Annotated in this window: 26 protein-coding genes; 22 read left to right on the top strand and 4 right to left on the bottom strand. The window is 33.6% G+C overall.

Annotated features, from left to right (window positions below):
• Positions 1 to 28 precede the first annotated feature (28 nt).
• Genes BQ5364_RS08585 through BQ5364_RS08570 form a run of 4 tightly spaced genes read right to left on the bottom strand, consistent with a single transcriptional unit; the run spans position 29 to position 2,596 of the window.
• Entirely contained in the window at positions 29 to 325 is a 297-nt protein-coding gene (locus BQ5364_RS08585) for a hypothetical protein (RefSeq protein ID WP_071144049.1), read from the bottom strand.
• A gap of 6 nt (positions 326 to 331) precedes the next feature.
• Positions 332 to 1,096, bottom strand: coding sequence for an ABC transporter permease (locus tag BQ5364_RS08580; protein WP_071144048.1), 765 nt, complete (start codon positions 1,094 to 1,096; stop codon positions 332 to 334).
• A 13-nt stretch (positions 1,097 to 1,109) separates the two neighbouring features.
• Entirely contained in the window at positions 1,110 to 1,835 is a 726-nt protein-coding gene (locus BQ5364_RS08575; RefSeq protein ID WP_071144047.1) for an ABC transporter permease, read from the bottom strand.
• A complete protein-coding gene (locus BQ5364_RS08570) occupies positions 1,832 to 2,596 on the bottom strand; it encodes an ABC transporter ATP-binding protein (protein ID WP_071144046.1) in 765 nt (254 codons plus the stop codon). Before BQ5364_RS08570 ends, BQ5364_RS08575 begins: the two co-directional genes overlap by 4 nt.
• Positions 2,597 to 2,744: 148 nt before the next feature.
• Here BQ5364_RS08570 and BQ5364_RS08565 point away from each other — a divergent pair, with 148 nt between their 5' ends.
• The 22 genes from BQ5364_RS08565 to BQ5364_RS08465 all read left to right on the top strand — a co-directional run bounded on the left by BQ5364_RS08565 (position 2,745) and on the right by BQ5364_RS08465 (position 24,172).
• The gene (locus BQ5364_RS08565; protein ID WP_071144045.1) at positions 2,745 to 3,446 is read left to right on the top strand and encodes a response regulator transcription factor; all 702 of its coding nucleotides are present in this window, start codon (positions 2,745 to 2,747) and stop codon (positions 3,444 to 3,446) included.
• Between the two features lie 88 nt (positions 3,447 to 3,534).
• Positions 3,535 to 4,830, top strand: coding sequence for a sensor histidine kinase (locus BQ5364_RS08560; RefSeq protein ID WP_328585592.1), 1,296 nt, complete (start codon positions 3,535 to 3,537; stop codon positions 4,828 to 4,830).
• A 168-nt stretch (positions 4,831 to 4,998) separates the two neighbouring features.
• Positions 4,999 to 5,142: a lacticin 481 family lantibiotic gene (locus BQ5364_RS08555; protein ID WP_071144043.1), complete on the top strand. Its 144-nt coding sequence runs from the start codon at positions 4,999 to 5,001 to the stop codon at positions 5,140 to 5,142.
• Between the two features lie 18 nt (positions 5,143 to 5,160).
• The gene (locus tag BQ5364_RS08550) at positions 5,161 to 5,304 is read left to right on the top strand and encodes a lacticin 481 family lantibiotic (RefSeq protein ID WP_071144043.1); all 144 of its coding nucleotides are present in this window, start codon (positions 5,161 to 5,163) and stop codon (positions 5,302 to 5,304) included.
• An 18-nt stretch (positions 5,305 to 5,322) separates the two neighbouring features.
• Positions 5,323 to 5,466 (top strand): lacticin 481 family lantibiotic, encoded by a 144-nt coding sequence (locus BQ5364_RS08545; RefSeq protein ID WP_071144043.1) that lies wholly within the window; start codon positions 5,323 to 5,325, stop codon positions 5,464 to 5,466.
• Positions 5,467 to 5,647: 181 nt separating this feature from the next.
• Positions 5,648 to 8,392: a type 2 lanthipeptide synthetase LanM family protein gene (locus tag BQ5364_RS08540; RefSeq protein WP_071144042.1), complete on the top strand. Its 2,745-nt coding sequence runs from the start codon at positions 5,648 to 5,650 to the stop codon at positions 8,390 to 8,392.
• Positions 8,393 to 8,398: 6 nt separating this feature from the next.
• A complete protein-coding gene (locus BQ5364_RS08535; protein WP_083382759.1) occupies positions 8,399 to 10,477 on the top strand; it encodes a peptidase domain-containing ABC transporter in 2,079 nt (692 codons plus the stop codon).
• Positions 10,478 to 11,471: 994 nt separating this feature from the next.
• On the top strand, positions 11,472 to 12,104 hold the full coding sequence (locus BQ5364_RS08530) for a DUF6973 domain-containing protein (RefSeq protein WP_136017808.1): 633 nt from the start codon (positions 11,472 to 11,474) through the stop codon (positions 12,102 to 12,104).
• A gap of 262 nt (positions 12,105 to 12,366) precedes the next feature.
• Entirely contained in the window at positions 12,367 to 12,747 is a 381-nt protein-coding gene (locus BQ5364_RS08525) for a helix-turn-helix domain-containing protein (protein ID WP_071144039.1), read from the top strand.
• Between the two features lie 19 nt (positions 12,748 to 12,766).
• On the top strand, positions 12,767 to 13,492 hold the full coding sequence (locus BQ5364_RS08520) for a LytR/AlgR family response regulator transcription factor (protein WP_071144038.1): 726 nt from the start codon (positions 12,767 to 12,769) through the stop codon (positions 13,490 to 13,492).
• Positions 13,485 to 14,807 carry a sensor histidine kinase gene (locus BQ5364_RS08515; protein WP_071144037.1) on the top strand — a complete coding sequence of 441 codons (1,323 nt, stop codon included), beginning with the start codon at positions 13,485 to 13,487 and terminating at the stop codon, positions 14,805 to 14,807. The genes BQ5364_RS08520 and BQ5364_RS08515 overlap by 8 nt, the downstream gene beginning before the upstream one ends.
• A 70-nt stretch (positions 14,808 to 14,877) precedes the next feature.
• Complete coding sequence (locus tag BQ5364_RS17435) at positions 14,878 to 15,030, top strand: cyclic lactone autoinducer peptide (protein WP_136017807.1); 153 nt, start codon at positions 14,878 to 14,880, stop codon at positions 15,028 to 15,030.
• Positions 15,023 to 15,637: an accessory gene regulator ArgB-like protein gene (locus tag BQ5364_RS08510; protein ID WP_071144036.1), complete on the top strand. Its 615-nt coding sequence runs from the start codon at positions 15,023 to 15,025 to the stop codon at positions 15,635 to 15,637. Before BQ5364_RS17435 ends, BQ5364_RS08510 begins: the two co-directional genes overlap by 8 nt.
• Positions 15,618 to 16,001 (top strand): response regulator, encoded by a 384-nt coding sequence (locus tag BQ5364_RS08505; protein WP_071144035.1) that lies wholly within the window; start codon positions 15,618 to 15,620, stop codon positions 15,999 to 16,001. Before BQ5364_RS08510 ends, BQ5364_RS08505 begins: the two co-directional genes overlap by 20 nt.
• A 367-nt stretch (positions 16,002 to 16,368) precedes the next feature.
• On the top strand, positions 16,369 to 17,343 hold the full coding sequence (locus BQ5364_RS08500; RefSeq protein WP_071144034.1) for a GmrSD restriction endonuclease domain-containing protein: 975 nt from the start codon (positions 16,369 to 16,371) through the stop codon (positions 17,341 to 17,343).
• 292 nt (positions 17,344 to 17,635) lie between these two features.
• The gene (locus BQ5364_RS18315; RefSeq protein WP_226971469.1) at positions 17,636 to 18,418 is read left to right on the top strand and encodes a DUF4313 domain-containing protein; all 783 of its coding nucleotides are present in this window, start codon (positions 17,636 to 17,638) and stop codon (positions 18,416 to 18,418) included.
• An 18-nt stretch (positions 18,419 to 18,436) separates the two neighbouring features.
• On the top strand, positions 18,437 to 18,985 hold the full coding sequence (locus BQ5364_RS08490) for a hypothetical protein (RefSeq protein WP_071144033.1): 549 nt from the start codon (positions 18,437 to 18,439) through the stop codon (positions 18,983 to 18,985).
• A gap of 96 nt (positions 18,986 to 19,081) precedes the next feature.
• Positions 19,082 to 19,846, top strand: coding sequence for a single-stranded DNA-binding protein (ssb, locus tag BQ5364_RS08485; RefSeq protein WP_071144032.1), 765 nt, complete (start codon positions 19,082 to 19,084; stop codon positions 19,844 to 19,846).
• 32 nt (positions 19,847 to 19,878) lie between these two features.
• Positions 19,879 to 20,526, top strand: a complete 648-nt coding sequence (locus BQ5364_RS08480) for a hypothetical protein (protein WP_071144031.1) — start codon at positions 19,879 to 19,881, stop codon at positions 20,524 to 20,526.
• Between the two features lie 4 nt (positions 20,527 to 20,530).
• Positions 20,531 to 22,744, top strand: a complete 2,214-nt coding sequence (recD2, locus tag BQ5364_RS08475) for an SF1B family DNA helicase RecD2 (protein ID WP_071144030.1) — start codon at positions 20,531 to 20,533, stop codon at positions 22,742 to 22,744.
• Positions 22,745 to 22,915: 171 nt separating this feature from the next.
• Positions 22,916 to 23,863: a hypothetical protein gene (locus BQ5364_RS08470; protein ID WP_071144029.1), complete on the top strand. Its 948-nt coding sequence runs from the start codon at positions 22,916 to 22,918 to the stop codon at positions 23,861 to 23,863.
• A 108-nt stretch (positions 23,864 to 23,971) separates the two neighbouring features.
• On the top strand, positions 23,972 to 24,172 hold the full coding sequence (locus tag BQ5364_RS08465; protein ID WP_071144028.1) for a hypothetical protein: 201 nt from the start codon (positions 23,972 to 23,974) through the stop codon (positions 24,170 to 24,172).
• The last annotated feature ends 221 nt before the right edge of the window (positions 24,173 to 24,393 follow it).

Below are 24,393 nucleotides of genomic sequence, written 5' to 3'. Positions count from 1 at the left end.
ATAATAGTTTCAGAGAAACAGGTTGGCATTACGATTTAAAAGTTAGTAATACTGCGAATGCGATAATTCCGACCATTAACAATAACCAGAAAATACTGATTATTGTTGAAAGAATGTTTAATGCTTTCCTGTTTCCAGCATGACGCACACAAATAATAGAGAGTATTAAACCGACTAGAACAAATAAGATATTTGCACCTGCCCATGCAGTTTGTATTCCATTTGCGAGTGTGACACCAAGGAATGTTGGAATAAGTGTTGCAAGAGGGAGCAGACTAAAAACTAATGCACATATACTAAGAACTTTGAGCTTTTTTTCTTTCATACTTAATTACCTCATTTCTTTTTTTCCAAAGGTTTTAATAGATACAGTTAAAACAAGTACAAATACAATTATTGCACATGGCAAGAATGGCATAAGTTCAAATGCGGAATCAGAAGAAACCGCAGTAAAGTCATGTAATGAACAGGATACGAGATATCCGCTGTAACAGTAAGGATAAGCAATCCATAGTGGTGTATTTGCAACTAAGATACCAGGAATTACAAGTAATAGATTTAAACCAACGGAAAGTAATGGCTTTTCAAATAAAACAGTAATTGCCCACATAGTTGCTACACATGGAAGCATAGTAAGAAAAAGTCCAATACACCATTTGAGTAGGTATAGTACTGGTAGCGTTTCGGTAATTCCCATAGTGGTTGTTGCAATAAGACCTGCAATAATAAAAACAGCCATGAAAACAGCCATTTCCATAAAGAGGTAAAAAACAAGAACACAAAATTTGGCCAGAGAAAGGGATTGCCTGCTGACAGGTAAAGCCAACATTTTCAAAATACCGTTGTTTTGTGTTTCGCGTCCGGCAATCATTACACAAACTACGATCATACTAAAAGGAAGCAGATAGTAGGCATAAACAAGAGCACTTTGGATAAACATAGCTGGCCAGGCATTTGTGTATTCCGGAGTGAAATAAGTACTTAGGTTTGCAATTCCAGAAATAATTACCAAGATAGGAGCGATAAAAATAAGTGGAATAATTTTAGAGCGCTTGACTTTCATAAATTCGATTTTTAGTAATTCTGAGAAATTCATTTGTTTGACCCTCCTATTCATAATGATGATTTTTGGTAAGCCATAGTCCAACTCCGAGGAAAGTGAAAGTTTCTATTAAAGAGAAGATTATGACAGTAGGATTAGGTGAGGCATTAAGTGCAACAGCTGGTTTTAACATTAATACAAATGGATGAACCATAAATAATGTGAATTTGGAATTGGCTATTGCCATTCCACTTAGGAAGCCACCAACGCCTATCCCGAGAGAAATCCACATATTTTCAAAATGGGAAGAAATTAATAACATGAATGAGAGTACTGGCATGGATGTAATAAAGGAATATCCGGTGAATACAATTAGCACATTCAAGTTAAATGTTCCTACAGGTAAATCAGTAATGCCTATTTTTAGTAGTGCAAGGTTTTGTATTAAGACAGCAATTAGGAGTAACCCAGTCAAGATAACAAACTTGCAAAGATACATGGAAGACACATTTATAGGTAGCATATACATTTTCTTGATTGCTTCGCCCTTAAATTCCATATTATAAATCATGCATGTTGCAACAATAATTCCAAACATGTTTAAAACCATGAGCATTCCATAGAGTTGTGTTAATAATATGTCCATTGGAGCTAGCGGCAAGCTTAATAACGTATCCTTTCTAATTATGAAATTAAGAAAAGCGTAAGCAGCTCCAAGAACCCCCATAGCTAAAAGAATTGGTATTACGCCAGTTCTTTTTTCTTTACGCAGTTCAATCATAAGTGTTTTCATAATTGAGCCCTCTTCTTTCTGGAAATATTGTCGTTTTCAATCATGGAAAGAAACATATCTTCCAGATTGTCAGTAGCAAATCCAGACTGCAAAGCATTTTGTTTTAAATCATCTAAACTACCTTCAAAAAGCATTCTTCCATGGTTAAGAATCCCAATATCGTCAGCAATCAGTTCAATTTCAGAAAGCATATGAGAAGAAATTAAAACAGTACAATCATAAAAGGTAGGAAGACACTTTATTAAATTACGAATCTCGTGGATGCCAGAAGGATCTAAACCGTTAGTCGGTTCATCCAAAATCAAAATAGGTGGTCTTCCGAGTAATGCACCGGCTAATCCTAAACGTTGTTTCATGCCTAATGAGTATTTTTTTGCCAGTCGATCACCAAACTCACTTAATCCAACTAAATCTAAAGCATCTTCAACGGTATTTTGGGGCAATCCCAATATTCTGCGAATTATATCGAGATTTTCTCTACCTGTTAGGTTAGCGTAAAAGGATGGAGCTTCAATGAAGGATCCAATTTCCTTCAAAATAGCAAGCCGATCATTTGGAAATTGTTTTCCATCAATTTGGAAACTTCCGCTTGTTGGAGCAGTTAGTCCTAAAAGCATTTTCATAGTGGTTGATTTTCCTGCACCATTTGGTCCGAGAAAGCCATAAATGCTCCCCTTTTTGATATGAAGTGAAACTTTGTTGACAGAAGTAAAGTTTTTATATTTTTTCGTCAACTTTTCTGTTGTTATAATGTATTCCATATAAACATCTCCTTTCGTTAATCATATGGTACACTACAAACCTAACATTTACTTTCTCGTATCCTTACTTTTACCTTACTTTTTGTAAAAAGTGATCAAGAAATAAGAAACTGTGTTATAATAGGCGCATAGATAGGAGGTAGTTAATATGGACAATTCATATTTAAAAAGCAAAAAGTTGTTACTGGTAGATGATGAACCAGAACTATTAACAATGTTAACAACTATTTTGTCTGATGATGGATTTAATTATATTGTGATGGCAAGTACTGTACAAGAAGCAGTTTCAAAAGTGCACAGCGAAAAACCGGATTTGATTTTTCTTGATGTTATGTTGCCTGATGGAGACGGCTTCAGTTTAATGCAGCAATTACGGAAGTTTACAGACGTACCAGTGATTTTTTTGACTGCGAAAGATGAAGCTACTGCTAAATTGTCTGGTTTGGGGTTAGGTGCAGATGACTATATAGTGAAACCATTTATGCCACAGGAGCTGTTGTTCCGCACGTATGCAGTTTTAAGGCGATGTTATAAAGGCGAGGCACTAACAGTTTCATTAGATGGATGTATTATAGATTTCGGACGTGCAGAAATAAATAAAAATGGCGAAATTCTCGCTTTAACAGCTAAGGAACATATTTTATTGGAAACACTTGCTAGAAATGAAGGAAAGATTGTTACTGTAGACGTTTTGTGTGAAGCATTGTGGGGGGATAATCCATTTGGATTTGAGAATAGTTTAAATGCACATATTCGAAGAATTCGAGAAAAGATCGAAGTGGATCCATCAAAACCTGTATCGTTGATTACAATAAAAGGACTTGGTTACAAATTAAATACAAGGAAGTAAAATAATGAAATCGTTTAGGATATATATATCGAAACAGCTGTCTGTTTTTTTGGGATTGATTTTTGTCTTGATATTTTTGAATAGTATAATGTTTGGATGGACATTTTATAATATCATGCATAAAGATTATGGTTCAGAGTCACCGCGGACTATGCTAGAAGAAACAGCTTCTTCTTTTGATGGAACAGACATTTCAAGCAAAGTTGCAGAAAAATTAAGCCGTAACAATATTTGGGCCTTTTTTCTTAATGAAGATGGAGTAGTAACGTGGTCGTACAATAAGCCTAAGAAGGTTCCGAATACTTATAAGATAAAAGATGTTGCAGTATTTGCAAAAGGATATATCCAGGACTATCCAGTTTTTACTTGGGAATGTGAGGGCGGGATTATAGTTTTAGGGTATCCAAAAGATAGTTATATGAAGATTACAAGTAACTATTTTTCTCTTGATGCGATAAGAAAACTACCTATTTTTATTTTAATTATGTTTTCTTTGGATATATTTCTTTTATTTATAGCATATTTCTTATCAAAGAGAAAAATTGTAAAAACTACAGAACCAATAATCGCTGCAATTAAAAGCCTTTCAGATGGAAAATCTGTTTCAATTTCTGTTGATGGTGAACTGGCAGAAATTGCAGAAGGGGTAAATCGAGCGGCAATTATTTTAGATAGGCAAAATCAAGCCAGAGCAAATTGGATAAGTGGAGTTTCTCACGATATACGAACACCTCTTTCTATGATAATGGGATATGCACAACGGATTTCAGATGAAACAGAGGGAGAAAGTTTAATTCATAACGAAGCAGTAATTATCAGCAAGCAGAGTATGAAAATAAAAGAATTAGTGCAAGATCTGAATTTGGTATCACAGTTAGAATATTCTATGCAACCGTTAAAAAAAACAAAGGTTCGATTTTCGGTTTTGTTACGTAGTTATGTGGCTGAATTATTAAATGAAGGTATTCCTGAAAAATATTCTATTATTCTTGAAGTTTCTTCATCTGTAGAACAGTTTTTGATAGATTGTGACGAACGCCTTATAACACGAGCAATAGGCAACTTGGTACAGAATAGTATCCGACATAACCCAAAGGGCTGTGAAATTGTAATTAGATTAGATTATGTAGAACATGGGTTTGAATTGCAAATAAAAGATAACGGGGTTGGATTATCTGAAAAAAGGTTACGGGAATTACAAGAAATTCCTCACTATATGGAGAGTACAGACGAGCGTTTAGATTTACGCCATGGGTTGGGGTTGATTATTGTAAGACAAATAATAATAGCACATGAAGGAAAGATAAAAATTGATAGTGAACCTAATAGGGGATATGCTACTACTATTTTTCTTCCAATTAGTGTTCCAATAAAAAATAGATAAATAAAAAGGCAGTTTCAGGTTGTGAACTGCCTTTTTATTTGGGAAAATTTAGAAAGATGGTAAATATTACATGGAGATAGGGGGAATTTTACAAGGCAGAAATATCAAGAGAAATCCATGATAGTATATTACCATAATCTTATTCGAGAAAAGAAAGGAGAGAAAAACATGAGAAATGATGTATTAACATTAACAAACCCAATGGAAGAAAAAGAATTGGAACAGATCTTAGGTGGCGGCAATGGTGTGTTAAAGACAATCAGCCACGAATGCAATATGAACACATGGCAGTTCCTGTTTACTTGCTGCTAAAAAAGGAGGATAAATGATATGAGAAATGACGTATTAACATTAACAAACCCAATGGAAGAGAAAGAACTGGAGCAGATCTTAGGTGGCGGCAATGGTGTGTTAAAGACAATCAGCCACGAATGCAATATGAACACATGGCAGTTCCTGTTTACTTGTTGCTAAAAAAGGAGGGTAAATGATATGAGAAATGATGTATTAACATTAACAAACCCAATGGAAGAAAAAGAACTGGAGCAGATCTTAGGTGGTGGCAATGGTGTGTTAAAAACGATTAGCCACGAATGCAATATGAATACATGGCAGTTCTTGTTTACATGCTGCTAATTTTACATGCTGTTAATTACAATTTTAATATTAATGCTCGAATAAGATTTACTGTACAGGCTGCTTAGGTTATTCTGAGTAGCCTGTTGTTATAAGTTATAAAAGGAGATTTCCTCAAAATACATTATGATGTATTGAATAATATATGAGGAATTCAAAATAAATATTACAGGAGGTAAGTATGCATAAAAAGTTTTGTGGTCTTTATATTGAATATATTTTTGAATACATCATAGAGACATTAAAAGAGAAAGAGGATTATCATTTTGATAGTGAAAAAATTGAATATGTAAAAGAAATTATTGAAAAGGAGATTTTTCAAAGAGTTTTTAAATCGCTGTTATATTGTATGAATGTAGAAAGGTTAGATGGAAATCTATATGGAAATACTTCTGAAGAACGTTATGAAATGTTCAGTAATACGAGATACTGTATAGAGGCGATGGGTAAGAATTTTCCAACAATAAAAGATCAAATATACGATGAGATGGCACATAAATGTGTATATGTAATGGAAGTAATTGACGAACTTGAAAATAACAAGAATAAAATTGGTAGATATTTTGGAATTAACCCAGAAGAAATCGTACAAGTGCAAAATAGTGGAGATTGGCACGATAGTGAATGTGTCTTAATCTTTACATTCAAATCTCAAGATAAAATTGTATACAAACCAACCCGAGGAGAAAATTTACAATTTATGAAAGGGCTTATGGATTATTTTTTTGAACCGGCATATGCCGAACAATACATAGGTTTGTGTATTCGGGAAGGTACTTGGGTAAAGTTTGTTAAGCATATCGAACTAACAAATCCAAGAAAAGTGGAGCAGTTTTATTATAATTACGGAAAAGTGTTATTTGTCGCATATATTTTAGGAATGAATGACATTCATTATGAAAATCTTATTGCCTGTGGGGAATACCCGGTAATTACAGATGTGGAAACAATTTTTTCTTCATACTTATTTTTTGATACACATACATTCTTTTATGATGCACAGTATAAAGCTGTAAAAGAATTGCTCTACGGTACAATGGCGACAGGAATGCTGCCAATTTTTTCTATGACTGATTATTTTGGTGGAGATGTGAGTTGTTTATCAAATAAAGGAATAAAGTTGATCGTAGAAAAAATTCAAAATGAGTATAGAGATGATATGTATATTTGCACTGCACCAGAGATGATAGTAGAGCATAAACATTTGCCAAATCATAAAATTGATCCTTTGATGTATGGAAAACAGATTGTGCAAGGATTTGAGAAAGCAGAAAATAATTTTGGTGAGAAAAAGGTAGAAATCATAAATTATATTTTGAATAACATGGAGAAAGTTGAGTCGCGAATTATTTTGAATATGACAAAAGGTTATTCAAAAATCGTTCGGATTAAAAGTGATCCAAGATATCGTTATGATCCAGAATTATTTGGACATTTGTTAACAACTTTAAAAAGGAGCAATCAATTTAATCCTGAGGTATATGAACAGGAAGTTACTGAACTTTGTCGTAGTAATATACCTAGTTTTTATTGGAAGATGGATATGAATTGTGTATATGGTTTGAATTCGGGACAGAAAAAAAAGATATTGGATCTTTCTATTTTTACAAAAGAGAGATTATCAGAAATTCTTGAATATCAGGTCAATATACAAATGTTAAAAAAACAGAAACAGTTAATATATGATGCTATTGCTTCTAATATAGCATTAGGTATTGAATATGAAAAGTTGAAAATAAGTATGAAGCAATATAGGGATATTCATGTAAAAAAAATGCTTCGGAGCAATATTGACCGGAATTGCATTATAGGTTCAGATGGAACCATTAGCTGGCTTGGACTTATGGTAAATGATAAAGAACAGTTAGAATATGCTATGCTAGATTGGTCTTTATACTCTGGAATCATAGGAATTGGATATATGTATATTTCCGAATATGATAAAGAGCAAGATGTATTGGCAAAAGATATGATACAAAGAATATTTTGTACGCTGGCAAAATCATATGATTTAGGTATTTTTAAAGAATATGATATTTCCTATTTTTGCGGATTAACAGGAATTTATGCGTTCTTGAAACAAATTAAAGACCGAAATATAATTGAGCCGGATATCACAGAAAAATATATAAGAAATATTGAAGAAGTAATAAGAAATAATATTGTTAAAACTAGCAGCTATGATACTTTGGCAGGAATTCATTCAGCAGTTATTTATTATTTTGGGTGTTGTAAACAAGACGCATTTTCTAGAGAAATTTTATCATCTATAGAAAATTATTTTTTAAATAGTTTTAAAATTGATGATATGAAAAGAAATTTTAATTATGCAAGTTTTGCACATGGGTATTCAGGAGTTATGACATCAATTATGTGTATGCTTCAGCATACATCTGATGTAAAATTAGAAAAAATTTTATGTGAACTGTGGAAAGAAGAAAAAAAATTGCATGTTGAAAAATTTATATGGAAAGATATGCGAACTCATCATATCGTACATTCACATTACTGGTGTCATGGTTCAGTAGGCATTATGATGGCAAGATTGATTTGGATAAAATTGGGGTTTGATAAAAAATTTGCTAAAGATATAGAAGAAGAAAATTTAAAAGAAATATTGTCTAAATATAAGGAAGAACTTCTAAATAAAAAATTTCAATCTAAAAATTACTCTTTATGCCATGGAAATTTTGCTTTGATCGATTTTCTTATTTCTTATAGAAAAATTTTGGGAACCGATGAAAGAATAGACACATATATAGGGGAAATTATTGAGAATGGTAAAGAAAACGGCTACAGTTGTGTTGGAGCACCAGGAGCTATAAACTCAATAGGATTTATGGTTGGAGAAGCAGGCATTCAATATACAGAAAATAGAAGTAAAAATTCAAAGTTGTACTCTGTTTTAATGCTTGAAACTGTGTAAGAAAGTGTGGTGATATTAGTGAAAGTTATTTTACAAACTAATCAATCGGACTGTTTACTGGCATGTGCTGCTATGATTATGAATACGCTTGGATGCAAGGTACCAGTATATAAATTGATTGAGAAGATAGAATTATCTATGGCTGGAAGCAATATATTGCAGTTAAAAGAAGCATTGGGAGAATATGGGTTTTCAGTGGAAGGATATAAGATTGATATACAGAGCCTCAACCAGACAATAATGCCAGTCATTGCTTATGTAAAGAATGGTCATTTTATTGTTCTTGATAAAATGAGTAAAAATCACTTTGCCGGAGTAGATCCAGCAATTGGACGAATTAAGTATTCTTTTGATGAATTTCAGAAGATATATAGTGGTGTAATTGTAAAAATCAAAAGAGTAGATGCGGGGATAAAATCTGAGAAATTAACCAGAAAAGGGTTGCTAAGTTTCTTATCAGATAAAAGATTGTTTCGGATTTTGGCTGGTTTACTTGTAACCTCAGTTTTTACACAGGTTGTAGCAATGAGTTATTCTTATATGTATTCCATGGTTGGGAATGGTGAAGCATATAAGAAAGTCATGCTATTACTATGTGGGGCAGTTATTTTACTAGGGATAGGAAGTATCATGCAAGGTGTATTGACTAAAAAATTTAATATTTTGTATGAGCAGATATATGGAAACAGGCTAGTTGACAAACTGATGAGTAAAAATTACAAATTTTTTTCCTTTAGAAGCAATGGTGATTTGTTGTATAGGATAAACGCACGAGGAATGATTAAAGATGCACTGTTGTTAAAGTTGGTACCTTCTTTCATTTCGCTATGCACAATTATTTTTGTTCAGATTTTGTTGCTAGTACAAAATATTCTTCTGGGTATATTATTTTTAGGAGCAATTATTTTATATTTAGTCGTATACATAGGAACAAGCAAAATAGCATATATGGAAAGCAACAAATATACGCAAAAAATTATACAGTTAAATACAACAAGTGAGAATATCATACGATCAGTTTCAACCATAAAAGTTTTGGGTGTTAGCTCGATTTTTACTAAAAAGTGGCATGAAGAAAATCAGCAACAGGCAGAGAGCTATGGAGGATTAGTTGTTATTCAAAGCTTTCAGAATGTTTTAACTAATGTATTTACATATATTGTTCCGATCGCAGTGAGTATACTGAGTATTGCGTGTAATGAAGAAATTAATATTTTTAGTCAAATGGCACTTCTTCCATTGTTATACCTAGTAGTACAAAATGTAGTAGTGATTGGGCAAGCTTGTAATTCGGTTTACACAGTTTTACCTAATGTAGATAAAGCAACAGAGTTGTTAGATGATGACTTTATGCAGGACAATGAACGAAAATTTGCAAAACTTGATGGCAATATGGCGATTCAAGTCAAAGATATGTCCTATCATTACGGAAGTTTGCAATGTCTGGAGAAGGTTAATATAAGAATTGAAAAGGGGAAAAAATATGCTGTTGTAGGAGTTTCAGGAAGCGGTAAATCTACAATGCTTAAAATCTTAGCAAATCTCTTAAATGATTATCAGGGTGAAGTTGTATTTGATGAGCAATGTAGAGAAAAACCTATTTATTTAGATCAGGATACAACCATTTTGGATGGTAGTATATTAGAAAACGTTCTTTTTGGACAGACATGCACAAATGAGAGGTTAATTCAGATAAGCCAGGCGATCGGTCTTGATGATGTAGTAGGTCGACAGCCACAAAACTGGGGAACCGAAATTGCAAAGGGAAAGAATTTGTCCAGAGGACAGGAACAGAGGATTTGCCTTGCGAGATGTTTGATCAAAGAGGCAGATACATACCTCTTAGATGAGGCGACTAGTAATATTGATGTGGTAGATGAAGACAAAATTATGAAGGCATTGATTGGAAATCAAGGAATTTTAGAAGAAAAGACTGTACTTATTTCTACTCACAAGTTGAGCATGATTGATTATGTAGATGAGGTTATTTATATAAAAAATGGACAGGTTTACCAAGGAACACATATGCAATTGCTCAAAAAAGAGAAATCGTATGCAGCTTTTTTTGAAGGAAAAGTTACATAAAATAGCCGAATAATTACATGGGAAAATTTTAGGGCATAAAAGATGATATAGTGTAAAAAATAACTTATCGGAATCTCAATAAATGAAATTACACTTGAAAATTGACAATTGAATATGGGGGTGCAGAAAAGAAAGTTAAGAAAAATGGATATAAACAAGTGGCAAAAACTAATAATGATTTTAAAACACATCGGCTGATGGCATTACTCAAGCATCAAGATGTTGCAACTACATGATACTGCAGAGGAGGCAGTACCATCTTTTTACAGAGCGGTGCTTATCATCTTCTAATTTATGGTTTGTTTTCTCACTCTTGTTTGTGTATCCTACAGAAGCAGATAGGAATGTAGCATACAGGAAAACAGTCTTGGCTTTAGTCCGAAGATAGAATAACGTTCATGCAGGATAGAAACTATTAAAGAAAGATTAGGTGTTGATCAGCACATTATAATATGCCATTTTCAGAAAAATAAATAGTGCAGAAATAATACGGGGATCTTCCATCCCCGAACCCCTGGAATCCTTGTTATAACAGTAATAGAAAAAATTATTACCGTTATAACAAGGCTAAAAATGGGATATTTTAATTTTCCGAATTCTGCAAATTATGGCATCAAATAAAATGCGTTGTAACAATTAGGATATAAAACTGCACGGTATAATCCCAAGTGCTCTTAAGGAGAGAAAAAGATACAGATAAAATTAAAAAGAATCAAATACGAAAAGTGTTCTGATAGGAGGTGCATCTACTAGGATTAGCGGAAATATAAAAATCACCTCCAGTTAATTGAAATAATATATCATCAACTGGCTTCATTACAAAGTTCTTTTGATTTGTCAAGTACTTTTTGATAAAAAGTGAGTGATTTTTAAAATATGGACTCTGTAAGCCCTGGAAAACAATAACTGAAGATTCCGAGAAGATATAAAGTGAAAGTGAGGTAAAAAGATGAAATATAGCTTTTTTAAAGCAACAGTATTATGCTGTGCATGTATGATGGTATTGGGTAATACGATAGCAGTTTACGCAGAAGAACCACAAATGGTAATAAGTGAACAGATTATTACCTCTTCTGAAATGGAGAAATTGGTTGAAATGGTATTGGATATCAAGAATGCTAATCCGGGAAAATCAGAACAGGAAATTTCTGATATTATTTCAACAATTTTAGAAAATGATAGAAAAGAAGCAAGAGGAATTACGGATATTTGGAATGCTTTGACTGAAACAGAAAAGAAGTTACTGATTAAATATCCGTTTGCTGCTCTGAAAGTTAATGATGCCAAGAACATAGCTACAAGACAGACTGAAAGAAAGTTTGGACATAATGGATTAGGAGATCGAAGTGATGCGTTTAGGCATGGTATCTGGAATGCAGAAATGACAATTCTAATAGGTTCAGAAAAAGCGGAACTATTTGCGACTGCACACGAAGAAAAAGATACAACAGGCGTAGAATCGGATGGTCACACTAAGCTAGAACATAAGAATATGGATCTACATAATAATAGTGTTGGAAGAGAAATAGGACTTGCTCATTCGAGCTTATCTGAAGAACAAATGGCAGATTATATATATGATGTGATTTATCAAGAAAATACACCATTTGTATGGCTGAATGATTGACGTAGAAACGAAGGTGGTGCTGAAGATTGACTTTAGTACCGCCTTTTTACAATATTGGTTACTAAAATAATGTTTTTTAATAGATTAATAGGTTTAAAAATTAAATAATTGAGAAAGACTAGTGCTGTATTCAGTGTCATACTATCAAAAAAGAACCTAAACAAGTCGCATATATTCTTAAAATAGGTCGCATTCATGTGTTAATAAGTCGCTTTTATATGTGTATGATATAGATATATATGATTATTTACAGAGGTGAGCTATGGAATTTAAAGAGGATATACACAAAAATAAAAAAGTAAAAAATGCTTCACCTAAAGCGTTATACGTGGATATAGGAAAAAGACTAAGAATGTTGCGTTTTGAGCTGGACTACACGCAGGAGCAAATGGCAGAAACTTTAGAGATGAGTCTTGCATATTATGGAAAAGTTGAAAGAGGAGTATATGGTCTGTCACTTGAAAAACTTGTAATAGTCAATTCTAAATTTGATATGGATATTAATTATTTGCTAACGGGGAACAAAAGAAATGAAATTTCTTTGAAGGATATTGTTGAAGGATGTCCGAGTGAACAGAGATATAACCTTGAACAATTGATAAAGTATGCAATAAACTTAGCGAAAGGTAACAAAGAAGATTGATTTACTAAGGGTGAAAGGCATGTTAGAAATTGCAATATGTGATGATGAAACTTTAGTGACTGCTCAGATTGAGAAAATGCTGGAGGAAGTTACAGAAGAGAGCGTTACGAAAATAGAAGTAGATGTTTTTTATGATGGCAGTAGTTTAGTGGAGCATATAGAACGTGGAAAAAGATATGATATTATCTATCTTGATATTGAAATGGCCAAACAAAACGGAATAGATGCAGCTAGGAATATTCGAAAGATGGATAAAAAAGTACTAATTATTTATGTTACGAGTCATGAAAGCTTTGCCAAAGAAGTTTTTGAAGTTTCCGCATTTAGGTTCATTACAAAACCAATAGAACCACAAATTTTCAAAAAGTATTTTAAAGATGCAGAAACTGAGATTGTAAGACGACCAAAGTATTTTCAGTATCAGTATAATAAAATATCATACAGATTGCCGATTGAGGATATTCTATATTTTCAGAGTGATCGTAGGGTTACCTACATTATCACAAATGATGGAAGTAAAAAATGTTATGGAAAACTAAATGATATTGAAAGACGTCTGGTAGAAGCTGATACATATTTCTATAGAACACATCAGTCTTTTTTAGTGAATCCTAAATATGTAGCTGCATATTTTTATGACTCAATGGAACTGGTTGATGGGACTACACTATCTATTAGTGAAAATAGAAGAAAAAAAGTAAGTGAACTTTTTTGTATGTTAAAAGGAGAGGATATTATTGTTTAATTATGGTAATGCTCTAATTGCAGACACTACTTTGGCTATATTTTCTCTGTTTATTTTAAAAAAGTATTTTGAAATCTTTTTTATCAAGAAAGATCGTAAGATTGTAGGATGCTTTTGTTGGGCATTATATTTTATCTGGCAGTTAATTATTGGAAGTATTAATATACTTCCAGCATACATAAATGTCATAATTAGTATTATTTTAGTTAGCATAGTCTGCATAGGTGTATTTGAAGGGAATATTTTACAGAAATTTGTATTTTCTGTCTTAATTAACGCCATTTGGATGCTGGCAGAGTTTCTGGTAGGATATGGATTTGTTCTATGTGGAATAGATTATATGATTCCTCAATTTTGGGGTTCGTTGTTATCTAAATTAGTAGCACTAATTTTGATTGTGTGTCTACAGAAATTTTTTCATGATGAGAATATCAAGAATCTTCCAAATAAGTATAATTTCATCTTGTTGCTGATACCTATAGGGAGTATGTTTGTAGTCTACAATATTTTTATGCTTAGCATAGAAATAAATCAGAAAATATATATTAGCGAATCATGGACAAGTTTAATTATAATTTTGCTTATTAATATTGTTACATTTAAACTCTATTTAATTTTGTCAAAAGAAAAAGAGTTGCAAAAATACAATACGGTATATGCTCAACAGTTAGAGTTGTGTAATCAACATATGCGTGAAAAAGAAACTGTTATGATGGAGTTTCGCAATGCAAGACATGATATGAAACAACACTTTATTGTTTTGATTGAATTACTTGCTAAAGAGGATAATCAGAAGGCTATAGAATATTTGAGAAAGCTCATAAATATAGAGCCTTTAAGTAAACTTGGAATTTCAAGAACGGATAATATTGTTGTTGATTCTTTGGTAAACGCTAAATATGCTGTGGCAATAAAAGAACAGATTAAATTTGAAATAGATATTCATATACCAATGCAATTACCATTTAGAAGTGCGGATTTATGTATCTTATTAGGAAATATTCTTGACAATGCTATTGAAGCATCAATGATGTTAGATCAAGAAAGAAGATATATAAAGTTCTTTATGAAGTACGAAGGAAATACTTTAATAATAACAGCCATAAATGCGTATAATGGAGAATTATTAAAAAATAGAAGTGGAAAAATTATTACAAACAAAGGGGATTCGGGAAACCATGGTATTGGATTGGAATCAGTAAAGAAAGTTACCAGGAAATATCATGGTTCAGTTGTTATCGAACCTGATACACAAAAATTTACTATAAAAATAGTTTTGTGCGATTTATCGCAAAAGTTACAAGGAACTTCGTAGAAATTACATTATAGCAAGGAAAAACTTTTTTTGAGGTATACTAATAAAAAACAAAATGGAGGTAAAGATAATGAAAAAAATTAGTTTCTTTATTCAAAAAAGCGCAAAAGTTATGGCAAGCTTTGCAATGCTATTTAGTGTAATAGCGGTAAATAGTAGGTGTGTATGTATTTATCATCAACCGAAAATGCCAAAAGAAATGAAGCGACTTAAAAATGATTAGTACAGAAAAAATTGCAGATTCACTAACAAATTACATTGTGGAAAATAAGGTCATTCAAAAGGACGATTCAGAGATATATAAATATGGTTTTTGGACTGGCATAGAAATGATTATCTATATTGCAACTTGTTGCTGTATAGCAACACAAATGAACATGCTTCAAGAATGTCTTGTATTTTTTTTGGTTTTTTTCTCATTAAGATCGTTTGTTGGTGGTATTCATATGAGCAATTACAGAAAATGTTTTGTTTGTTCGTGTATAGTATTTATACTAATACTTTTAGCTGTTGATAATATTCAATTGACAGATATATGGGCACTGAGTATTTCTACTTTTGAACTTTTGATTATATTTTTCATGAACCCTGTGGAAAATATAAATCGCCCAGTAGACAAACATGAAAAGAAATTGTTTGCATATAGAATAAAACAAATTATAGCGATTATATTAGGGATAATCATATTTCTATTTATAAAAGGTTGTAATAGTTATTTGCGCACAATCACATACACGCTTGGAATAATTATTATATCTATGCTTTTAGGAAAGATAAAAATGACAGAAAACCATAGGAGGATAACAAAACGTGAAAGTTCTTTTGGTTAGCAATACTTTGGACATTTATTATCAAACTCAAAAACTGATGAAAGATCAAAATGAACTGCAATTACTATCTTTTGAGGCATTTAAGGATGCAGAGGCTATAGAGTGCGATATATTAGTAATTAATTTTGAATGTGCTATGGTAACTACAAAAGAATTTAAAATAATTTTAGAAGCAAAATGCAAAAGTAACATTCCTATTCTTGCACTTTTAGAAAACAGTAGTATTTCTGATCAGTTTGAGGTACTGTCAGCGGGAGCACTTGACTATCTTGAATGTCCTGTTACAGATGAGTTATATGAGCAAAAGTTAAATGAGATGTCCAAATGGAAGTGGTATTACGATTGGGAAGAAATGAAGCAATAGTTATAAAAGCAAATACGATTGGCAGATATTCTAATCTGTCAATCGTATTTACTTTTATAACAAAGGGATTAGATAACAGTTAGATTTTTGAGTGAAAGTAATGCACTGTACAGAAAGTCTGTGAAACACCTTGAATGGACATTATCTGTATAAGCTTTGTAAAGGCAATAATAAAAGGTTCTCACTATTTACATTTTGAACAGAAGAAGGCAATTGTTGAAAGAACTACACAGTGGATAGATAATAGATAACTATTGTATGTGTGGTAAAAATAGGAAGTTAAGCAGATATTTTAATTTTTGAGGTGTTTGCAATGTACGGTATATCGTGATAGAATGATAAAAAAGTTAAGGAGTGGTGTTGGAAAATGGAATCTACATGTAAGACTAAAATTGTATCATCATTGTTGCGGGAGTCCGGAAAAGGAAAGCTTGATTTTTCTCATCCTTTTCAGAGAAAGGAGGGACAGTGGACTCGGTATATGGAATCGTTGGAAGTGGATTCGCTGCTAAGAGGATATTCTATCAATTTAGTTTATATTTGGAAAAAAGACAATAAAAACTATGTGATAGAAGGAAAGCAGAGGATTACTACCCTACAGAAATATAAGGGGGACAAATTTCCACTTTCTAAGAAACTTGATCCGGTTACGATTGATGGGGAAACTTATGAAATTGCAGGTAAAAGGTTTTCTCAATTAGATGAGATTGTACAAGACAAACTATTGAATGCAGAAGTCTTGATTTTTGAAATGTGGGACTGCACAGAAAAAGAAGTACGGGATATGTTTGTGCGTTTGAATAGTGGAAAGCGATTGAACGGAGCACAGATGCTGACAGGCCTTTTAAATCTTGACATTAGTACAGAACTTTATAAAATTATGGAGCATCCATTTTGGGCAAAGACTGGAATTACAAAAGGTGATATCAGATCAGATAATATGCGTAAAGTAGCCTGCCAAATACTAATGCTTATTTCTGGATACGAATATACTGCTTTTGATCAAAAGAATATTGAAAAGTATGTTGAAATATTGAATAGTGATTCTGAGGAAAGTATCCGTTTGATTGGACATGCCTTGGAGGTTCTTGACAAGTTAGATGAAAAGATTGTGGATAAAATGGATAAGATGAAAAAGTTATCCATTCCAATGGTAGTTGCAGCAATGGATGTAGTGTACGGAGATGAAGAAAAAGAAAACAGTTATCTGTTATGGCTGAAAGACTTTTTTGAAAATTATGATAATCAGACAAAATATCTGGAATATTGTGGAAGAAGTACGGACAAAGGTGAAAATGTAAAAGGACGTTGGGAAATCTTTTCAAAAGTTGTATCAGAGTAATAAACATAACGTAGTAAATTGTTAAATTACTTAGATATTGACACATACAATATCTTATGTTAGAGTGAAAATGAATTAACATTTATACTCATAAAAATCAAAGATGAGTACAAAAATTTTTTCCGATAAAGAATCGGAAACAGATTTTGGAAACAGGTGGCTGTTTCAATAAGAAATAAAGAATTATTAGGCATTTAGAATGAAAAATATTCTAGGTGCCTTTTTTTATTTCAATCAACGAAAAAGGAGGATAGAGTTAAGCCACAAAAGAAAGAAAAATAGGAGGAAAATCATGAACCAAGAGTACTTAAAAGGAATTCACAGTGAGATGTGTGGAAAAGATGCAATTATTTTTCAGGCAACAGAAAATAATATAATCAGCTTTTTAAAGAATAGTCTATCTGCAGAACGTTCAGAAATCAGAACATTGGATGGGAAACGCTTTCTTACAACAATAAAAGGGAAGTGGATTGATATTTGCCCAGATCGAATGTACCTGGAAGAGAAGTTAAAACCATTGCTTCTGGCTGTGAAGGAAGGTAAAAAAAATCTGATACCATTAAAACAAATAGGTGCAGAACAGTTAGAAGGATATTGTCCGCCAATGCCAGACTGGAACTATTTTTTCTGGTCAGGTTATAGTGATGAAGATTATGACAACTTCAGAAAACAGGAAGAACCCAAAACGGTTTTCTATGAAGCTTTTGGAGAAAAATTTCCGATACAGCTAATAGTAAAAGGATATTCCTACACCGGAAATTTAGAAATTGAAATGGTGAACTGGAAATACCAATATCCTTCACCATGGGCAACCCTGACCGTTGATTTGCATGAGGTGTGCGAAAAGGACTGTACCTATGTAGATACGAACCATCATGGAAGAAAAATTTTGTCCTGGATTTCAGAAAGCGGATTAGGAGAAGTGACAGGAGAAATCAGCAGAAATGGATATTGTACTTATGAGAAAGTTCGTTTCTATCCGGAACGATTAAAGTATTATGATCTGGAAGGGTATCGCAGATATGAAGCAAAATATGAAGAAATACACAAAACATCACTGAAAAGAAATAATTAAAGAACAGGAGGAAGCAGGATGAAAAACTATGAGTATGAACAGAACAAAAATTATGAAAGTACAAAGCAGATGTTTGAAGAATGTCGAAAAGATGTGGGCGTTTCCAAGGGTGTAAAAAGGGCAATTCCGGTGGTTGATGATGAGATTTGCTTTTCGGATATTCCGGAAAATGGAGTGTGTATTACGTCGCAGTTTGAAAACGGACTTTGCGGAGAAATTATCTGGTGCCGGAACGGAGAAGACATCTATATGCTGCACAGCAGTATTCGTCTTGCCGATCATACAGTCTGGCTTCAGATGGACAAGAAAGGCAAAAGTGAGGCACTACATCTAAAATTATTTTCCGAAGAAGGAACTACAAAGAAAATGAAAAATGAATTTCAGGGGATTTTTATTTCACCTTCTATGCAGGTGAAACGATTTTACGAATATTGTTTTTGGCCAAATTATGTAAAAGGTATAAGACCGATACAGGAAGACAGCCTGAATTTTTATGAGATTTTAAAAAAGATTGTAAGATGTATTGGATCTGATTTTCAGTATGATTTAGAAACAATGCGTATATAGAATAAGGCATTTTGAATGGAAATTCTAAGTGTCTTTTTTTATACCTATCAGGCAGGAAAATAATTTCCTGCCTACTTTAAAAAGGAGAGAAAGAGCATGAATAAAGTAATAATGACCGGATACGTTGTAAAAGATCCGGAAGTAAATGAATTTAAAAGGAAGAGGCGCAGAAACAAAAGGGCATCGAAATACGGATTAGTTGCAAGTTTCCGATTGTCTGTAAGGCGTCCTTTTAAAACGAAAGACGGAACAAAATATGATTATTTTTCCTGCTCTGCATTTGATAAGAGTGCAGAATTTATAGAAGAGTATATCGAAAAAGGAGATTGCGTTGGAATAGAGGGAATCCTTTTAAATGATAATTATGAAAATGAGGATGGAATGACGATGTATAGAGATAAGATAAATCTTGATAAAATCGAATTACTCCGCAAGCGAAAAGACGAAGATGAGAACGATTACGAAGATGAGGAAGAAGAGGATTACGATGACGAATTTTATGATGAGGATGATTATGAGGACGACGAAGATGACGACTATGAGGAGGAATATCTAGAAGAGGATGACGAAGAAGAGGATGACGACGAAGATGAGGAAGAAGATGGATATCATCGAAGTATAAGGAAAAGCAGTCAGAAAAAAGGAAACTCTGATCCCCGTAGAAGAAATAGCAGGATAAAGAAACCTAGTTCCAGGAAAAAGTCAGAGCAAAGGAAAAGAGAACAGCCGGAAAGGAGAAATCGGCAGTCGAGAAAAAGTGTGCCTGAAAGAAGAAGGAATGAAAATAAAAAAAGAAACCTGGTGGACGAAGAATTTGAGCGTGTACAAGAATCAGAATATAACAATTATGGATTTGACTAAAAATACTCGAAGAGAAAGGAAATGGTACTGTTATGAGCGGTAAGTGGAAATATTTTGTGAAAAAGTATCAAAACTTTTGCATTGTGTCGGGCATTGCAGGATTTTTGTTAGCTCCGTTCTTATGGCCCTTTTTTCTTGCAATTCTAGTTAATACATTATCCCTTACAGTGCCGGTTTTGTTGGTGTATCTGTTGGTCTGTCATTTGAAAAAGAAGCCCCAAGAAGTGAAGGGAGAAACCTTAGCGGAGCATAAGGAAAGAGATAAACCGAAAGCAACAGTGACGGAAGAGGTGCCAAAAAAGAAGGAAGCACCCATTTATCAGAAAGCAAAACAGCAAATAGAAAAGGCGATAGAAACTGAAAAGAAGACAGAAACAATTCTTGATGTTCCCCAAGAGCAGTGGAATGAAGCAGACATAGCAGCAAAAAAATGGTATCTTGGAGAAGGAAGAGAAAAATTTCTTCGTATTTCGAAGAAACTGGCGGCAGAAGGTATCTATTCTTTTTCTATTGGGAAAGACGGATTATGTACTATCCGAACAGAGAAAGGATTTCGCAGAGTTGCTGCAATTCGGGATTTTCCGGCAGATAAAAGAATACTCATCAAAAAGGAGTTGGAAAAAGAAGGCGGTTACTCTGTAAAAATTTCTGGTCGTTATATGTGGATTACAAGGAGGTAGTGACTTGTTAGAGTGCAGATATGCTTCTTCCATTTATTATAATCAGGAAAACGGATATACTGTGGCAGTATATGAAACAGAGGAGAACATTCCTGAAGGGAAGAATGGAATTGGAAAAAGGCAGTTTGTGGCAGTTGGCTGTGAATTGCCCAGAAACGAAGGGATTGGTATCTCTTTAAAAGGACAGTGGAAAGAATCAGAGAAATATGGAAAACAGTATTATGTGGCATCTTTCCAAATTCAAATGCCGACAACAGAAGAGGGGGTAAAAGCGTACCTTTCTTCAGGATTGGTGAAAGGAATTGGGCCTGTTATCGCAGAAAGGGTTGTAGAACGATTTGGGAAAAATACCTTCTATGTTTTTGAAGAATGCCCGGAACGATTGCTTGAAATTCCTGGAATTACACAAAAAAAACTGGAGCAGATTTTAGATGGCTATTATCAAAGTGAAAATATCCGTCAGCTTTCAATTTTTCTGTCTTCTGCGGGAGTAACACCAAAGAAGATAGAAAAAATCCAGGAACATTTTGGACACAAGGCAGTCAGCATTATTAAAAAGGATCCATTCCGGTTGTGTGAGATAGAAGGGTTTGGATTTAAAACAGTGGATCCGATAGCAAGGAAAGTAAAACATTTTCAGGCAGATAATCCTTTACGAATAAAAGCAGCTATATTATATGTTTTAAAAGAAGCAGAAGGGGAAGGGCATCTCTATTTAGAGGTGTCTGACATTTTAACAAGAGCCAAGCCGTTGTTGGTGCGTGGAGATAAAAAAGGCAGTGTAACAGAACGGAAAATTCGTGATGCTGGCAATTCTCTGATCAAAGATGATAAAGAACTAATCTGTAGTTATACAAAGATTTATTCTAAGAAAAATTATGAGTCAGAACAAAAAGCTGTTATACAACTTGCCACGCTAAGCAAGTATCCGATAAAAAGGTATGATGTAGAGAAATGGATTTCCAATTTGGAAGCCAAAGAACACATAAAATTAGCGGAAAAGCAAAGAAAAGGGATTGAAATGGTTTTTCAAAATTCAATTTCCATTATAACAGGAGGACCTGGAAGTGGGAAAACAACCCTGCTGCGTTTTATTGTTATGATCCAGGAAAAATTGAATATGGATAGTATGATTTTATTGGCAGCACCTACCGGAAGAGCGCGACAGAGAATGTATGAAGCAACGGGGTATCCGGCACTGACGATACATAAAAGTATCGGACTTACAGGAGCAGAAGGTGAAGGAGCATGGAATGCTGGAGAAATGCTTTGCGATGATTTGATCATCATTGATGAGTGCAGCATGGTAGATATGCATCTGTTTACAAGTCTGATGATGAAAATAAAGACCGGAAGTCGGATTGTTTTTGTGGGAGACAAAGACCAGCTGGAATCAGTAGGGCCTGGAAATGTATTTAAAGAACTCATTGACTCCAGAGTCATTCCAGTTACTGTTTTAGATCAATGTTTCCGGCAGGAAAACCCTACTATTTTGGAGAATGCGATAAAAATCAACTGTGGCAAACAAAATCTGGTATATGATAACAGTTTTTCCTTTGTAGCAGCACATGATGATGAAGAAGCCGCGAAAAAGATTATGAAACTTTTTGATATGGAGTGGAAGTTGCAAGGGAAAAATGTAAATGCAGTTCAGGTATTAACACCTTTAAGGGAAGATACGAAGGTAAGCGCAAATGCTTTGAATCTAAAAATCAAAGACAGAATCAATCCTTACCAGAGAGGACAACAGGAAATCAAAAATGGAAACAAAATTTTTCGTATACAGGATAAAGTGATGCAGACGAAAAATGAAGATGAAATTTCCAACGGAGATATCGGGATTGTACGAAAAATAGGAAAGGTGAGCGGTAAGAAATATATGGAAGTAGATTTTGGAGAAGAGCGGGTTATGCGATATCAGGAAGGAGAATCTTGGAACCTTGTTCATGCGTATGCAATTACTGCACATAAGGGACAAGGCTCCGAGTATCCGGTAGTCATCATTCCGATTTTGTCATGTTTTCGGCGGCATACCTTAAAGCGAAATCTATATTATACCGCAATTACAAGGGCAAAAAGAAAAGTCATTCTTGTGGGAAGCAAACAGGCATTTTCCCAGGCAATACGGGCGGGAAGATCCAAAAAAAGAAATACGTTGTTATCTTATCGGTTAAAAAAAGCATTTGCGGAGGTTTCGGATAAGAATGAAGCGGCATAAGAAAATAGTGGTAAACTGCTTATAAAAGCAGAAAGAGATTTAATGCGAAAAGAACATAAACAATTCTTCCTTATCATACGGAAGGAGGATGATCTGGTGAGAAAAATAAGTGGCATCTTTTTTTCGTGTGTGATAAAATAAGAAAAAGAGGAATAGGCAGGTGAATATAGGTTGAAAGTTGAAAATATACTGGCAAAGAATATTAGTTCTGCAGGAGAGAAAGCCTCCTATGATGCAGCATGTAAACGCCTTCTGGCAAATAAGGTGATCTTGGCATGGATTATGAAAAGTTGTATAGAGGAATATAGAGATTGTGAGATTCAGGAAATTGTAGAGAACTATATAGAAGGAGAGGCAGATGTTGCAGACGTACCCGTAAATATAGATGAACAGGTATCAGAAGAACAAATACAAAATGGAGCAACCGAAGATGCTTCTATTTATGAAGGGGTGGTTACATACGATATTCGCTTTTGTGCGAAGGCTCCGGTGTCGAAAGAAAAAATTCGATTGATCATAAATATTGAAGCGCAAAATGATTTTTATCCAGGCTACCCGATTATAAGCAGAGGAATTTATTATTGCAGCAGATTGATATCTTCGCAGTATGGTGTTGAATTTTCAGATGCACATTATGAGAAGATAAAGAAAGTCTATAGCATTTGGATTTGTATGAATCCACCGAAATATCGGGAAAATAGTATAAACAGATATTCTATTACAGAAGAACAGTTAATTGGTAGTTGTTCGGAAAGAAAAGAAAATTATGATTTACTAACGGCAATTATGATATGTTTAGGGGACTCTGATGATGAAAATGCTTCAGGTATCTTAAAGTTACTGGAAGTTTTGCTTTCTTCGGATCGTGAAGTAAAGGAAAAGAAAGAGATATTACAGAATGATTTTTCAATTGAAATGACAAAGACATTAGAAAGAGAGGTGTCTACTATGTGTAATCTGAGTAAAGGCGTTGAAGAAAAAGGAATTCAGAAGGGAATTCTTCTTTCAATTAGAAACCTTATGGAAACAATGGGGTGGTCGGTAGAACAGGCAATGGAAGGCCTGAAAATTCCCGAAGAAGAAAAGAGCAAGTATTTAGATGAATTGAAAAAAATGTAAAAGTACAAAATATATAAATTTTGAAAATAGAGGTGAGCAGTATTATTGTTGTTCACCTTATCGCATGGTTTGTCTGAAACGCAAAGACATTAGAAAGAGGTGCCTATTATGTGTAATCTGAGTAAAGGCGTTGAAGAAAAAGGAATTCAGAAGGGAATTGAAAAAGGAATTAAACAAGGAATTGAGAAGGGAATTCTTCTTTCAATTAGAAACCTTATGGAAACAATGGGGTGGTCAGTAGAACAGGCAATGGAAAGCCTGAAGATTCCTGAAGAAGAAAAAACGAAATATTCAGATGAATTAATATAGGTTTTTTTATGATGAGTGTGGGCAGAAAGCTTGAGTAAAATCAGCTTTCTGCCCGTCTTTTATATATAACAGTTACAAAAAATATGATACAAATAATAGGAGATATCACAGTATCTTACATACCATAAGTGTTTTGCTTGCAAAATGGTGAGTTGCTTTTTAGATGTCATAAAGATACGTTGTGCTATTTCAATAAAAAGTAAAGCATGAAGGAGATGCAG

Source organism: Coprococcus phoceensis, assembly GCF_900104635.1.
GTDB classification, from domain to species: Bacteria; Bacillota; Clostridia; order Lachnospirales; family Lachnospiraceae; genus Faecalimonas; species Faecalimonas phoceensis.
Note: the sequence above shows the minus strand (reverse complement) of the source record. Positions and strands in the feature narration are given on the sequence as shown.

Coding starts and splice junctions, on each gene's coding strand:
- BQ5364_RS08510 (WP_071144036.1), top strand. CDS start 15,023: ATGATTAGTACAGAAAAAATTGCAGATTCACTAACAAATTACATTGTG.
- BQ5364_RS08585 (WP_071144049.1), bottom strand. CDS start 325: ATGAAAGAAAAAAAGCTCAAAGTTCTTAGTATATGTGCATTAGTTTTT.
- BQ5364_RS08520 (WP_071144038.1), top strand. CDS start 12,767: ATGTTAGAAATTGCAATATGTGATGATGAAACTTTAGTGACTGCTCAG.
- BQ5364_RS08560 (WP_328585592.1), top strand. CDS start 3,535: ATGTTTGGATGGACATTTTATAATATCATGCATAAAGATTATGGTTCA.
- BQ5364_RS08565 (WP_071144045.1), top strand. CDS start 2,745: ATGGACAATTCATATTTAAAAAGCAAAAAGTTGTTACTGGTAGATGAT.
- ssb (WP_071144032.1), top strand. CDS start 19,082: ATGAATAAAGTAATAATGACCGGATACGTTGTAAAAGATCCGGAAGTA.
- BQ5364_RS08580 (WP_071144048.1), bottom strand. CDS start 1,096: ATGAATTTCTCAGAATTACTAAAAATCGAATTTATGAAAGTCAAGCGC.
- BQ5364_RS08550 (WP_071144043.1), top strand. CDS start 5,161: ATGAGAAATGACGTATTAACATTAACAAACCCAATGGAAGAGAAAGAA.
- BQ5364_RS08570 (WP_071144046.1), bottom strand. CDS start 2,596: ATGGAATACATTATAACAACAGAAAAGTTGACGAAAAAATATAAAAAC.
- BQ5364_RS08480 (WP_071144031.1), top strand. CDS start 19,879: ATGAGCGGTAAGTGGAAATATTTTGTGAAAAAGTATCAAAACTTTTGC.
- BQ5364_RS08545 (WP_071144043.1), top strand. CDS start 5,323: ATGAGAAATGATGTATTAACATTAACAAACCCAATGGAAGAAAAAGAA.
- BQ5364_RS08500 (WP_071144034.1), top strand. CDS start 16,369: ATGGAATCTACATGTAAGACTAAAATTGTATCATCATTGTTGCGGGAG.
- BQ5364_RS08465 (WP_071144028.1), top strand. CDS start 23,972: ATGTGTAATCTGAGTAAAGGCGTTGAAGAAAAAGGAATTCAGAAGGGA.
- BQ5364_RS08530 (WP_136017808.1), top strand. CDS start 11,472: ATGATGGTATTGGGTAATACGATAGCAGTTTACGCAGAAGAACCACAA.
- BQ5364_RS17435 (WP_136017807.1), top strand. CDS start 14,878: ATGAAAAAAATTAGTTTCTTTATTCAAAAAAGCGCAAAAGTTATGGCA.
- BQ5364_RS08525 (WP_071144039.1), top strand. CDS start 12,367: ATGGAATTTAAAGAGGATATACACAAAAATAAAAAAGTAAAAAATGCT.
- BQ5364_RS08540 (WP_071144042.1), top strand. CDS start 5,648: ATGCATAAAAAGTTTTGTGGTCTTTATATTGAATATATTTTTGAATAC.
- BQ5364_RS08575 (WP_071144047.1), bottom strand. CDS start 1,835: ATGAAAACACTTATGATTGAACTGCGTAAAGAAAAAAGAACTGGCGTA.
- BQ5364_RS08555 (WP_071144043.1), top strand. CDS start 4,999: ATGAGAAATGATGTATTAACATTAACAAACCCAATGGAAGAAAAAGAA.
- BQ5364_RS08490 (WP_071144033.1), top strand. CDS start 18,437: ATGAAAAACTATGAGTATGAACAGAACAAAAATTATGAAAGTACAAAG.
- BQ5364_RS18315 (WP_226971469.1), top strand. CDS start 17,636: ATGAACCAAGAGTACTTAAAAGGAATTCACAGTGAGATGTGTGGAAAA.